This window comes from Kitasatospora sp. NPDC059817, from assembly GCF_042731835.1.
In the GTDB taxonomy this organism is placed as follows: domain Bacteria; phylum Actinomycetota; class Actinomycetes; order Streptomycetales; family Streptomycetaceae; genus Kitasatospora.
The window spans coordinates 5,253-17,398 of the sequence record NZ_JBHWIR010000162.1; the positions used below are offsets into that span (position 1 = coordinate 5,253).

Consider the following 12,146-nt stretch of genomic DNA (forward strand, 5'->3'; position numbering starts at 1 on the left):
ATCGCCGAGGTCGCGGGATTCTCCGGCGACCGGGCCGACCGGATCAGGGTGGTGGGGTGTATATACCCCCCCACCGCCCTTTTTATATGTCTGACATATATTCAATTCCACGCCTCACTCGAATGAGTGAATCTCTCTTAAAGATTTGCCCACGGAACGTTAAAGGCCACATAGTGATGGCACCTCAGTCTGGTCTAGGGAAGACCAAGTTCAGGCAAAGCCACCGCGAGTGAGGAGAAGGCCATGTTCCACGGAACCACGGCGTCGGGCCACGGGCAGCGGCTCCGCGAGGAGATCGCGAGCCCGGGAGCCACGCCCCTCATCGGCGTCTACGACATGTACTCGGCCTCCATCGCGGCCGAGCACTACAACGGCATGTTCGTCTCCGGATTCGGCTTCGCCGCCTCCTACTACGGCCTGCCCGACATCGGGTTCATCGCCTGGCCGGACATGGTCGGCTTCGTCGAACGGTTGCGCGGCGCCTTCCCCCAGCACCATCTCCTGGTCGACATCGACGACGGCTACGTCGATCCCGAGGTCGCCTGCCACGTCGTGCGCAGGCTCGAACGCATCGGCGCGTCCGGCGTCATCCTGGAGGACCAGAAACGGCCGCGCCGCTGCGGCCACGCCGACGGCAAACAGGTCCTCCCGCTGGAGGAGTACCTGGAGAAGCTGGACCTCGTCCTCGCCAACCGGACGGACCTCCTGGTGGTCGCCCGCACCGACGCCACCGAGGAGGAGGACATCCTGCGCCGCGCCCGGGCCCTCGCCGCCACCGACGCCGACGTGGTGCTGGTCGACGGGGTGCGCAGCGAGGACTGGATCCGGCGGATCCGGGGGGTCGTCGGCGACAAGCCGCTGCTGTTCAACCAAATCGCCGGCGGCAAGTCCCCCCGGCTGTCGCTCTCCGAGCTGACCGAGCTGGGGGTGGACGTCGCCATCTACAGCACACCCTGCCTGTTCGCGGCCCACCGGGCGATGGACGAGGCGCTGGCCGGGCTGAAGGTGGCCGACGGGCGGCTGCCGGCCGGCGCCGGGGAGAGCCGGCAGATCGGCGTGCGGGAGTCCACCGAACTGCTGGAGCGGAACATCGCGCGCTCCCGCCCCTTCGCGGGGGTGACGGCGTGATGGCCGGGCTGCGCGGTCCCGCCCCGCCCCCGGCGGCCGCCGTCCTGCGGGCCACCGCGCTGGGGCTGGCCGGGGCGTGCGGCCTGCTCGCCGGCGCGGCGGGCCCGGAGAGCGCACGGCTGCGGGCGCTCGCCGAGTCAGCCGGGAGCGTCCGCCTGCTCGGGCCGCGCGAGGACGTGGCCGACCTGATGGCCGCTGCCGACGTGCTCGCCGTGCCGTCCCGCTGGGCGGGCCAGGGCGGCACGGCGATCGAGGCGATGGGCGTCGGGGTGCCGCTGGTCTGCGCGGACGTGCCGGCGTTGCGCGAGACGGTCGGCTCGGAGGACTACGCCCGGCTGGTGGCGCCGGAGCGGCCGGCCGAACTGGCGGCGGCGGTCGTCGACACGCTGGACGACCGGGCGGCGGCGCGGGTGCGGGCGAAGGCCGCGCGGGCACGGTTCCTGGCCTCGTTCACGCTGTCCCAGGTGTCCGCGCACATGGTCGAGTTCTACGAGCGCGCGCTGCGGGTGCGGCCGCTCTGACCCCTGCGACCCGGCGGCGGCCGGATCGACCCGTACGCGGAGCGCCCGGGCTGCGCCCGGATCCGGCCGGCGTGTCCTGCGGCCGGTTACGCGGATCGGGTGAACGCGGTTGGACCTCGGCCCGGCCCGGTCGGCAGGATGTCCGGCCGGGGCGCCCGTCGCGCTGCCTCATCTCCCCCTTCCCCGTACGGATTTGGAGTCACCCGGTGTTCAAGGGATTCCGCAGCTTCCTGCTGCGCGGCAACGTGGTGGACCTCGCAGTCGGCATCGTGATCGGCGCGGCCTTCACCGCCGTGGTCACCGGGTTCGTCACCGCCTTCCTCACCCCGCTCATCGGGGTCGCCACCGGCGCCGTCGGCGACTTCACCCAGAAGACCTTCGAGGTGGCCGGCACCCGGTTCCCGTACGGGGTCTTCGTCAACGCGCTGATCGGGTTCGTGCTGGTCGCCGCGGTGATCTACTTCGCCGTGGTGCTTCCGGTCGGCAGGCTGCAGGCGCGCTTCGAGTCGGCCAAGCCGGCGCCGGTCGTGAAGGTCGACTGCCCGGAGTGCCTGAGCCCGATTCCGGCCGCGGCGACCCGCTGTTCCTTCTGCACCTCGGAGGTCGCGGGCCGGCCGGGCCTCCCGGCGCAGGCGCAGGCGTTGCAGGCGAGCTGACCACGGGCCCGAGGCCGCTGACGGGGACTTTATTCCCGAAACATTCACGAGCCCTCGTCGGACCGTCGGCGGGGGCTCGAATGCGCCGGCGCACGCCCTGTCCGCAAAAGTTTCTCCGGCGGGCCCCGAACCGTCCACCGCCCGGTCACCGCAAGGGTTCGCCGCGCCGCCGTCCGGGTACTGTTCGATCACTGACGGCACGCCAAGGTTGTCCGGAACTGAACGCCGGTATGTCCGTTCTTCCTACTTTCGAAACCTTTGTGCGAGCGAAGACTGTGTAAACAGTCGAACTGCTCCCCCTCCCGCTCTCCTCAGCAGGCGCGTTGTGGGCTTACCGTATGCCCCATGACCTCGCCCCGCTCCTACGACGGAGTCGGCTACCCCTCTCCGTCCTTCTCCTCCGGCACGCCGATCTACGACAGCCTCGTGGCTGAGCGCGGCGTCCCCCAGATCGCACCCATCAACGTGCCGGCGGCCCTTCCGCCGGCCATGTCGTCCGGTTACGGGGCCAGCGCCGGCCCGTCCTACGAGAACCGGTACGGCAACGGGTACGAGAGCGCCGGCAGCAACCTCCCCGCGCTGCCGCCCGCCCGCCTCGCCCTGGGCCCCGGCCCGAGCAGCGGCCCCTCCGCCGGTCCCGCCACGGCGTACATCCCCGCGCAGCCCGCGCCGGCGTACGCCTCCGCGCCCCAGCCGCCCGTCCCCGGCTACGGCGCCCCCCAGCAGTACCAGCGGCCGCAGCCCGCCGCACCGGCCTTCGCCCAGACCGCCGGCGGCGGCTACCAGCCGACCGGCGGCCAGAGCTTCGGCGGCCAGAACACCTTCATCGGCGGCCAGGGCGGCCAGCAGTCCTTCGGCGCGCAGCCGATCGGCGGTCCGGGCGCGTTCGGCCCCGGGCAGCCGGGCGGCCAGCCGCAGGGCGGTCCGCAGAGCCTCGGCGGCCAGCAGTCCTTCGGCGGCCCCGGCCAGGCCGGCCCCGGCTTCCAGGGCCAGGGCGGCGACCAGGGCTTCGGCGGCGCCCAGCTGCGCCCGGCCATGGCGCCGGTCCGCCCGATGCAGCCGCAGCGCCCGGGCCCGTACGGCGAGCCCGGCCACAACGCCTACAACGCGGGGGGCCAGCAGGGCGGCTACCAGCAGCAGGGCCAGGGCTACTGAGCCACTGACCTCCAGGGCCGGACCCCACCCGGCCCGCACCCGCACCACCTGAGCACCACCCGGCGCGCTCCCCGCGCCGGGCGTACGGAGAAACGGGTCATCCACGGACCGCCCGGAACGCCCCCCACGGCGTCCCGGGCGGTCCGTGCGCGTACGGGGGCCCTGCGGACCGCCGGGAACCGGCTGGCAGGATGGGGGAATGCAGCTCACCGGACTCCACGTCTACCCCGTCAAGTCCATGTACCGCCTGAGCCCCGACACCGCCGCCGTCGAACCCTGGGGCCTGGCCGGAGACCGCCGCTGGATGCTCGCCGACACCACCGGACGCTTCGTCAGCCAGCGCGAGAACGCCGCCCTCGGCCAGATCAGGCCCGACCTGCTCCCCGACGGCGCGCTCTCCCTCACCGCCCCCGACGGCTCCCGGATCGAGGTCCCCGCGCCCGCCGTCGCAGCCGGCGACCCGCTCGCCGAGGTCGAGGTCTGGGGCACCCGCTTCCGCGCCGCCGAGGCCGCCAAGGAAGCGCACCGGTGGATCGCCGAACACCTCGGCGACTACCGCCTGGTCCACCTGGACGACCCGCACGCCCGGCCGGCCGACCCCGACTACGCCGAGCCCGGCACCACCGTCTCGATGGCCGACGGCTTCCCCCTGCTGCTCACCACCACCGCCTCGCTGGAACGGCTCAACGAACTGATCGCCGCCGAGCACCCCGACGGCCACGAGCCGCTGCCGATGGAGCGCTTCCGCCCCAACGCCGTGGTGGGCGGCGCCGAGCCGTGGGCCGAGGACGGCTGGCGCCGGATCCGGATCGGCGACCTCACCTTCAAGGTCGTCAAGCCCTGCGGCCGCTGCGTCATCACCACCACCGACCAGGAGAGCGGCGAGCGGCGCGGCCCCGAACCACTGCGCACCCTGGCCCGGCACCACCGGCTGCTGAAGAAGGCCGCGTTCGGGCAGAACCTGATCCCGGAGCGGCCGGCCGGCACCACCGGCGACGTGCTCGGCACGCTGCGCGTCGGCGACCGGGTCGAGGTCCTGGAGGACGGGGCGCAGTGGCCCGCCGACGCGCGGGGGTGAACCGGCGGCGCTCCGGTTCACCGGCTCCCCCCGCCGCCGCCCCCGCGGCGCGTCCCCGTCTCGGAACCACAGGTGTGCGCGCTCGTTGAACATGTGGTCGGAACCTGTGGCGAAGGCGCGAGCCCCCGGTGCCCGCGCGACCGCGGCCGACCGGACCACCCATGGAGGCGCGCTACGGTGGGCGGGCGGCCCGCGCGTACGGCCCGTTGAACGCCGGCTCGACGAAGGTGGGGACGACAGACCGTCATGGCAGAGCACAGGGTCCGGGTCACCCAGGACAGCGCATCCCGCTGGCGCCGCCGCGCAGGCGAGTACGACACCCTCGCGGAGGCCCTCGCGGCCGCCGAACCGGGCGACACCGTGACCGTCCGGCCGGGGACGTTCCGGGAGAACGTACTGCTGGACAAGCCCGTGACGATCGTCCCGGCCCAGGGCCCGGGCACCGTCCGGATCGACCCGCCGTCCGGAGTGGCGCTGACCGTCACCGCCGACGCCATCGTCCGCGACCTCGTCGTCGAAGGCGGCGACAGCTCCACCCCGGCCGTCCTGATCACCGGGCCGCAGACCGCACCCTCGCTCAGCGGCTGCCGGATCGAGACCCGCTCCGCCACCGGCATCGAGATCACCGACGGTGCCCGGCCCACCCTGCGCGGCTGCGTCGTCGCCAACCCGGCCGGACTCGGGCTGCGCCTGCGCGGCCCCGGCACCGCCGCCGCCCTGGAGGACTGCGAGGTCGCCGCCGCCGGGCAGGCCGGACTCGCCGTCCTCGGCGGCGCCACCGCCGCCCTCGACCGCTGCCGGGTCCACCACGCCGTCGGCGCCGGCGTCCTGCTCTCCGACCCGGGCAGCGCCGCCGAACTGACCGGCTGCGAGATCTACGAGATCCGCGGCAGCGGCGTCCAGGCCGAATCGCAGGCCCGCGGGCGGCTCGTCGACTGCGAGATCCACCGGGTCACCGGCAACGGCCTGACCCTGGACGGCGAGGCCGAACTCGTCCTCACCGGCTGCCGGGTGCACGACCTGCCGGAGAACGGCGCCGACCTGCGCGGCCGCTCCCGGCTCAGCCTCAACCACAGCACCGTCCGGGACTTCGGGCGCGGGGCGCTCTCGGTCTGGGACCAGGGCACCGAGGCCGTCGCCGAGTCCTGCCAGATCCACGGCTCCACCGGCGAGTACCCGGCGCTGTGGGTCAGCGACGGCGCCCGGCTCACCCTCACCGACTGCTCGCTGTACGACCTGCCGGACGCGCTGTTCGTCCTCGACCGGGACTCCGCCGCCACCGCCGCGGACTGCTCCTTCAGCCGGATCCGCAGCTCGGCGGTCTCGGTCAGCGGCGGCGCGGCGGTGACCCTCACCGGCTGCCGGGTCCAGGAGGCCGGCACCGGCCTGTGGTTCCGCGACCACGGCAGCGGCGGCCTGCTCACCGACTGCGAGATCTCCGACGTGGCCACCGGGGTGATCGTCACCAAGGGCGCCGACCCGGTGCTGCGCGACTGCACCGTCCGGGCCAGCACCGACGCCGGCGTGTACGTCTCGGCGCAGGGGCGGGGCACCTTCGAGGACTGCCGGGTCTCGCACGGCAAGGGCTTCGGCTTCCACATCATCGACGGCTGCCGCACCCAGCTGACCCGCTGCCGGGCCGAGCAGAACGAGCGGGCCGGCTTCGAGTTCTCCGAGCCCGGGCCGGTCGCCGAGGGCTGCACCTCGGACGACGTCGCACCGGCCGCCGGCGCGGCCGAGGTGCCGGGCCCGCGGGCCGCCCAACTGGCCTCCGCCAGTGCCCCGTTGGCCGGGAGGGCCGGTGCGGCGGGCACCGCCGCCGCCACGTCCGCCGCGTCGGCCGCCACCTCGGCGATCGCCCCGATCCCGGACTGCCGGCCCGCCGACGAGGCGCTCGCCGAACTGGACGCGCTGGTCGGGCTGGCCACCGTCAAGCAGGAGGTGCGCACGCTCATCGACCTGATCTCGGTCGGCAAGCGCCGCCGCCAGGCCGGGCTCAAGGCGCCCTCGCTGCGCCGGCACCTGGTCTTCACCGGCGCCCCCGGCACCGGCAAGACCACCGTCGCCCGGCTCTACGGCGAGATCCTCGCCTCACTCGGGGTGCTCCAGCGCGGACACCTGGTCGAGGTGGCCCGGGTCGACCTGGTCGGTGAGCACATCGGCTCCACCGCGATCCGCACCGCCGCCGCCTTCGACCGCGCGCGCGGCGGGGTGCTCTTCATCGACGAGGCGTACGCGCTCGCACCCGAGGACGGCGCGCGCGACTTCGGGCGGGAGGCCATCGACACCCTGGTCAAGCTGATGGAGGACCACCGGGACGAAGTGGTCGTCATCGTGGCCGGCTACACCCTGGAGATGGAGCGCTTCCTCTCCGCCAACCCCGGTGTCTCGTCCCGCTTCTCACGCACCGTCACCTTTCCCGACTACACGGCGGACGAGCTGCTGGAGATCGCCCGGGCCCAGTGCGCCGAGCACGAGTACGCGCTCGCCGAGGCGACCGAGGGCGTGCTGCTGGACCACTTCGCCCGGCTGGAGCGCGGCCCCAACTTCGGCAACGGACGCACTGCGCGGCAGGTCTTCGAGACCATGGTCGAGCGGCACGCGATGCGGGTCGCCCACCTCGCGGACCCCTCGACGGAGGAGCTCCAACTCCTCGTCCCGGCCGACCTGCCGGGCGCGCCGCTGCCCTGACGCCGCGGGCTCGGCGCTGTGGCGTCGGGCGGGGAGGGCGGCGAACAGATAACAGAGTCTGAAATCTGTTATCTGAAAGCTGTTATCTGTTCGCTGTCATTTGTTCGCGGTCGTTTGTTCGCCGCCGCCGACGCGAGCAGGTGGGCAGGCGGGCGAGCGGGCGGCCGGCGACCTCGGCGTCAGCCCGTCCAGGCGCCGCCGGCGAGGAAGGACTCCAGCACGGCCCGGTACGGCGCGATGTCGATCCGCTCGCCGGCCAGCCAGTCGTCCGAGTAGTACTTGTCCAGGTAGCGGTCGCCCGGGTCGCAGATCAGACCGACCACGCTGCCCCGCCGCCCCGCCGCCCGCATCTCGGCGACGATCTTCAGCGCGCTCCACAGCCCCGTCCCGGTGGACGCCCCCGCCTTCTTCCCGAGCACCTGCTCCAGCACCCGCACGGCGGCGATGGAGGCGGCGTCCGGCACCTTCATCATCCGGTCGATCGCCCCCGGGACGAAGCTCGGCTCCATCCGGGGCCGTCCGATGCCCTCGATCCGCGAGCCCCGCTCGCAGACGGCGTCCGGGTCGTGGTGCACCCAGCCGTCGAAGAAACAGGAGTTCTCCGGATCGGCGACGCAGATCCGGGTGTCGTACTGCATGTAGTGCACGTACCGGGCGATGGTCGCCGAGGTGCCGCCCGTCCCGGCGGTGGCGACGATCCAGGCCGGCTCGGGGTGCGGCTCCAGGCGCAGCTGGGCGAAGACCGACTCGGCGATGTTGTTGTTGCCGCGCCAGTCGGTGGCCCGCTCGGCGTAGGTGAACTGGTCCATGTAGTGCCCGCCGGTGCTCTCGGCGAGCCGGGCGGAGGCCTCGTACACCTCGTCCGAGCGGTCGACCAGGTGGCACTCGCCGCCGTGGAACTCGATCAGGTCGATCTTGGACTGGCTGGTGCTCTTGGCCATGACCGCGATGAACGGCACCCCGACGAGCTGCGCGAAGTACGCCTCCGAGACGGCGGTGGAACCGCTGGAGGCCTCGATCACCGGCTTGCCGGGGCGGATCCAGCCGTTGCAGAGCCCGTGGAGGAAGAGCGAGCGGGCCAGGCGGTGCTTGAGCGAGCCGGTCGGGTGGGTGGACTCGTCCTTGAGGTAGAGGTCGATCCCCCACTCGCCCGGCAGCGGGAAGCGCAGCAGGTGGGTGTCGGCGGAGCGGTTGGCGTCGGCCTGGACCTTGCGCACCGCCTCCTTGAGCCAGGCGCGGTACTGCGGGTCGGTCCGGTCGACGTCGACGGTCGGCTCGATGCCGGTGGTCGGCGCGACGTCGACGGTCGGCTCGACGGTCGGCTCGACGCTCGCGGTCGACTCGATGCCGCTCGCTCCGCCGGACTGGGTCCCGCCGGGTTGGGTGCTCATGGCCACTCTCCCTCGTTACGACCCCCCACTGCTCACTACGAGTGTATGAGAGTCACGATAAGTGACCGTTTTCGCAGTCCCAGCTTCCGCTTATCGCCCCTGGTCCGACCTGTCGCCCCCAGCCCGACGCCCGGCCCCGGGTTCAGCCCGCCGTCACCGACTGCGGGTCCGCCAGGTACGGCCCCCAGCCCAGCTCCGCCGCACCCGCGAGCGCGCCGTGCGCCAGCTCCGCGCCGACGATCGGCACCCGCCCGCTGCGCCCCCACAGGCTGCGCTCGGCGACCACCGCGCGCAGCCGCTCGGGCGCGGCCTCCAGCAGGTCGAGGTGGAGCCCGCTGAGGACCACCCGGTCCGGGTTGAGGATGTTGGCGACGCCCGCGAGTCCGAGCCCGAGCCGGTCGATGACGTGTTCCACGGCGGCCCGCGCGCGATCGTCGGTGGCGGCCGCCCGGCACAGTTCGCGCGCCTGGTCGAGCAGCGGGCGCCCCGGTTCGGGGGTGAGCCCGGCGGCGGCGAACAGTGCGTCGGGGTCGGTCTCGGAGTTCAGGCAGCCCCGGTTGCCGCACGGGCAGAGCCGGCCCTGCGGGTCGACGGTGAGGTGGCCGACCTCCAGGGCCAGCCCGGCGCTGCCGGTGTGCAGGTGGCCGTCGATCACCAGCGCACCGCCGACGCCGCGGTGGCCGGAGGTGACGAGGAGCAGGTGACGGGCACCGCGCCCGGCACCGTGCCGGTACTCGGCGAGCGCGGCGAGGTTGGCGTCGTTGGCGAGGGCGGTGGGCAGTGGCCGACGGGCGCCGGGGCCGTGGTCGGCGCGGCCCACCTCGACGTCGTACAGGTCGGCGACCGGGGTGCCGCTGGGCCAGGCGAAGTGCAGTGCGGCGAGCGCGGCGCCGTCGGGTTCGGTGACCGGGTTGGGCAGGGCGAGCGCGGCGCCGAGGCAGCGCCGGCTGGTCGCGCGGGCGAGTTCGGCGCCCGCCTCGGCGACGGCGCGCAGCATCCGGACGGGGTCGGTGGCGGCGGGCAGCGGCAGGTGGACGGGCGGGTCGAGCAGGCCGCCGAGGCCGGCCAGGGTGACGCTCAGTCCGTCGGCGTGGATCTGCCCGGCGACCACGACCGGGCCCTGCGGGTCGATCGCGAGCCGGTGCGAGGGGCGTCCGCGTCCGCCGCCGGCCGGGCGCGAGTCGACGGTGATCAGCCCGAGCGCCTCCAGTTCGGCCGTGACGGCCCCGGCGGTGGCCCGGGTGACGTCCAGCGCGCGGGTGAGCGCCGAGCGGGTGGGCGTCTGTCCGGTGTGGATGAGCGAGAGCGCGGGGCCGAGCAGCGTCCGACCGCGATCGGGGGCCGCGCGGCGGTGGGCGTCGCGCTGCGCTTCGAGGTCGGTTCCGGAACCTGGTCGCGGACTTGAAGGTGAGAGCTGCACGCCCCTATTGTGACTTTGTGCCGCTTCGAAACAAAATCCGCCCGCGTCCTCGACCCGACCAGACCTCCCCCCAGTCTCTCAGCACACCCCCCGGCACGGACAGCCCCTGGGGCTCGGCACGGCTCGCACTCACCGCGTTCTTCGCCGTCGACGGCTTCCTCTTCGCCGCCTGGGTGGTCCGCATCCCGGACATCCGCAGCCAGGTCAACGCCTCGCACAGCGCCCTCGGGCTGGCCCTGCTCTGTCTGTCGATCGGCGCCGTCCTCACCATGCCGCTCGTCGGGCGGCTGTGCCTGCGGTACGGCTCGCGCCCGGTGACCGTCGGCTCGCTCGCCCTGCTCAGCCTCGCCGTCCCGCTGCCCGCACACGCCCACTCGGTCACCGCGCTCGGCGGCGTGCTGCTGCTCTTCGGCGCCGGGTACGGCGGCGCCAACGTCGCGATGAACAGCGCCGCCGTCGACCTGGTGGCGCAGCTGCGACGGCCCGTCATGCCGAGCTTCCACGCCGGGTACAGCCTCGGCGGTCTGCTCGGCGCGGGCCTCGGCGGGCTCCTCGCCGGTGCGCTGAGCACCGCCTGGGCGCTCGCGCTCGGCGGTCTGCTCGGCCTCGCCGTCACCGCCGCCGCAGGCGTCGTCCTGCTGCGCAGCCCGGCCGCGCCGCTGGTCGCGCCCGGCCGCACGGGCGACGGCGACGCCACGGGCGACGACGCGAACGGCCACGGCACCCGCGCCACGGCCGGCCGCGCCGCCCCGCACCTGCGGCTGCTCGTCCTGCTGCTCGGCCTCACCGCGCTGTGCACCGCGTACGGCGAGGGCGCGATCGCCGACTGGACCACCCTCCACCTCACCGACGACGTCCACGCCAGCCCCGGGACGGCCGCCGCCGGGTACGCCGCGTACGCCTTCGCCATGACCAGCGGACGGGTCGGCGGCACCTGGCTGTCCATCCGGTTCGGCCAGACCCGGCTGATGCTGCTCGGCGGCCTGACCGCGGCGGCCGGCATGCTGGTCGCCGCCCTCGCCCCGGTGGTGCCGCTGGCCGTCTGCGGGTTCGTCCTGGTCGGCCTCGGCCTCGCCAACCTCTTCCCCCTCGCGATCGCCCGGGCCGGTGCGGCGGGCGGCCCGCAGGGCGTCGCGTTCGCCTCGACGCTCGGGTACGGCGGCATGCTGATCGGTCCGGTGGTGATCGGCTTCCTCGCCGACGCGGCGGGGCTGCCGATGGCCCTGACCACCGTCGCGGTGGCGGCCACGGCGGCGGCGCTCCTACCGCTGGCCGTCCGTCGGCGCTGACGGGAGCACCCGGGTCGTCGGCACGGCCGGTCCGACCGACCCCACCGCCGACGGCCCCGGGCGACGCCCGACGCGGCCGCGCGCGGACGTGGTGGCAGGATGCGGGCCATGACGAGCAGCGGACGGATCCAGGTACTGCGGGCGGCCGAGCGCCCGGCCACGGCGTGGCTCAACGGGGGCGGGGTGACCAGGGAGGTCGCCGGTTTCCCCGTCGGGGCCGGACTGGACGCCTTCGACTGGCGGGTCAGCCTCGCGGACGTCGCGTCGGCCGGGCCGTTCTCGCCGTTCCCCGGCGTCGACCGGGTGATCACCCTGGTCGAGGGCCCCGGCATGACGCTCACCGTCGACGGCGCCGAGCAGCTGGTCGACGCGCCCTTCCGCCCCTTCGCCTTCCCCGGTGACGCCGTGACGGACTGCCGGCTGTCGGCCGGCCCGGTGGTCGACTTCAACGTGATGACCCGTCGCGGCCGGGTCGCCGCCGCCGTGGACGTGCTGACCGCACCGGCCGTCGTGGACGTCCCGCCGGGGGCGACCGTCCTGCTGGTCTGCCTCGCCGGTTCGGCCGTCGTCGACGGTGACACGGTGCTCGACCGCTACGACGCCGCCCTGCTGGAGGGAGCCGGTCCGCGCGAGGTGCTGGTCCGGGCCGGCGGGGTCACCGCCGTGGTCACGCTCCGCCCGTCGCGCTGACGCCGAGGAACCGGGGCGCGCGGGCGCCCGGACACCGGAACGCTGCGGCCCGGGAGGAGCGGCGGGGTGGGGCGGCTGAGCGGGCGGCGGGGGTTGCGGCGCAGCAGGGGGCTGCCGAGGGCTGGGG

General features: G+C 74.3%; 10 protein-coding genes. 8 read left to right on the forward strand and 2 right to left on the reverse strand.

Going from position 1 to position 12,146, the window contains the following annotated elements; all coding sequences use genetic code 11:
* Nucleotides 1-243: 243 nt before the first annotated feature.
* The 6 genes from ACFV61_RS27520 to ACFV61_RS27545 all read left to right on the forward strand — a co-directional run bounded on the left by ACFV61_RS27520 (nt 244) and on the right by ACFV61_RS27545 (nt 7,229).
* Nucleotides 244-1,128, forward strand: coding sequence for an oxaloacetate decarboxylase (locus tag ACFV61_RS27520; RefSeq protein ID WP_380429897.1), 885 nt, complete (start codon nt 244-246; stop codon nt 1,126-1,128).
* A complete protein-coding gene (locus ACFV61_RS27525) occupies nt 1,128-1,649 on the forward strand; it encodes a glycosyltransferase family 4 protein (protein WP_380494471.1) in 522 nt (173 codons plus the stop codon). The genes ACFV61_RS27520 and ACFV61_RS27525 overlap by 1 nt, the downstream gene beginning before the upstream one ends.
* Before the next feature lie 206 nt (nt 1,650-1,855).
* Nucleotides 1,856-2,305 carry a large conductance mechanosensitive channel protein MscL gene (gene mscL, locus ACFV61_RS27530; protein ID WP_063350160.1) on the forward strand — a complete coding sequence of 150 codons (450 nt, stop codon included), beginning with the start codon at nt 1,856-1,858 and terminating at the stop codon, nt 2,303-2,305.
* Nucleotides 2,306-2,650: 345 nt separating this feature from the next.
* Nucleotides 2,651-3,460, forward strand: coding sequence for a DUF6643 family protein (locus ACFV61_RS27535; RefSeq protein WP_380494473.1), 810 nt, complete (start codon nt 2,651-2,653; stop codon nt 3,458-3,460).
* Nucleotides 3,461-3,659: 199 nt separating this feature from the next.
* A complete protein-coding gene (locus tag ACFV61_RS27540) occupies nt 3,660-4,538 on the forward strand; it encodes an MOSC domain-containing protein (protein ID WP_380379308.1) in 879 nt (292 codons plus the stop codon).
* 246 nt (nt 4,539-4,784) lie between these two features.
* Nucleotides 4,785-7,229 (forward strand): right-handed parallel beta-helix repeat-containing protein, encoded by a 2,445-nt coding sequence (locus ACFV61_RS27545; protein ID WP_380494475.1) that lies wholly within the window; start codon nt 4,785-4,787, stop codon nt 7,227-7,229.
* A 179-nt stretch (nt 7,230-7,408) separates the two neighbouring features.
* Here the strand turns inward: ACFV61_RS27545 and ACFV61_RS27550 are convergent, their stop codons facing one another.
* Entirely contained in the window at nt 7,409-8,620 is a 1,212-nt protein-coding gene (locus ACFV61_RS27550; protein WP_380494477.1) for a PLP-dependent cysteine synthase family protein, read from the reverse strand.
* A 142-nt stretch (nt 8,621-8,762) separates the two neighbouring features.
* Entirely contained in the window at nt 8,763-10,040 is a 1,278-nt protein-coding gene (locus ACFV61_RS27555; RefSeq protein WP_079136045.1) for an ROK family protein, read from the reverse strand.
* 17 nt (nt 10,041-10,057) lie between these two features.
* On the opposite strand from ACFV61_RS27555, the gene ACFV61_RS27560 reads away from it, so the two are divergent.
* On the forward strand, nt 10,058-11,329 hold the full coding sequence (locus ACFV61_RS27560; protein ID WP_380494478.1) for an MFS transporter: 1,272 nt from the start codon (nt 10,058-10,060) through the stop codon (nt 11,327-11,329).
* Between the two features lie 108 nt (nt 11,330-11,437).
* A complete protein-coding gene (locus ACFV61_RS27565; protein ID WP_380494480.1) occupies nt 11,438-12,019 on the forward strand; it encodes a HutD family protein in 582 nt (193 codons plus the stop codon).
* Nucleotides 12,020-12,146: the final 127 nt, after the last annotated feature.

Excerpts from the sequence above, each read along its gene's own strand:
- ACFV61_RS27520 (WP_380429897.1), top strand. The coding sequence starts at position 244 with ATGTTCCACGGAACCACGGCGTCGGGCCACGGGCAGCGGCTCCGCGAG.
- ACFV61_RS27525 (WP_380494471.1), top strand. The coding sequence starts at position 1,128 with ATGGCCGGGCTGCGCGGTCCCGCCCCGCCCCCGGCGGCCGCCGTCCTG.
- ACFV61_RS27535 (WP_380494473.1), top strand. The coding sequence starts at position 2,651 with ATGACCTCGCCCCGCTCCTACGACGGAGTCGGCTACCCCTCTCCGTCC.
- ACFV61_RS27540 (WP_380379308.1), top strand. The coding sequence starts at position 3,660 with ATGCAGCTCACCGGACTCCACGTCTACCCCGTCAAGTCCATGTACCGC.
- ACFV61_RS27545 (WP_380494475.1), top strand. The coding sequence starts at position 4,785 with ATGGCAGAGCACAGGGTCCGGGTCACCCAGGACAGCGCATCCCGCTGG.
- ACFV61_RS27550 (WP_380494477.1), bottom strand. The coding sequence starts at position 8,620 with ATGAGCACCCAACCCGGCGGGACCCAGTCCGGCGGAGCGAGCGGCATC.
- ACFV61_RS27565 (WP_380494480.1), top strand. The coding sequence starts at position 11,438 with ATGACGAGCAGCGGACGGATCCAGGTACTGCGGGCGGCCGAGCGCCCG.